Annotated in this window: 1 pseudogene; it reads right to left on the bottom strand. The window is 49.2% G+C overall.

Annotated elements, in window-relative coordinates:
- A pseudogene (locus MWU82_RS24210) lies at positions 1–325 on the bottom strand (hypothetical protein); the annotation flags it as partial.

Here is a 325-nt window from a genome sequence, read left to right as displayed (position 1 = left end):
GTATCACAATTTTCCGCATTGGCCACTTCACAGATCGTATATTCTATAGTGTAGGTGCCATCGGCAGTACCGGGGGCTACGCTAACACTGCCATCTTCGTTTATAGTAAGTTCGTCCGTTTGCGTAGAAGTAAGCACTACGTCCGTGGCGGCTACTACCTCGCCGTTGATAGTATCGTTGCCGAGCACGTTGCTATCAGGGATTACACCACTCATACCGGTTTCCACTCCATAACTGTCGTCCACCGCATCGATCACATTGTCCATATCGGGACCTACCTGAATAGTGACTGTACCACCATCACAATTGTCCGTATTGGCCACTT

Origin of the sequence: Arenibacter sp. S6351L, assembly GCF_023016025.1 — a bacterium.
GTDB classification, from domain to species: domain Bacteria; phylum Bacteroidota; class Bacteroidia; order Flavobacteriales; family Flavobacteriaceae; genus Arenibacter; species Arenibacter algicola_B.
The sequence above is the reverse complement of the archived record's forward strand: the minus strand, read 5'-3'. Positions and strand labels throughout refer to the sequence as shown.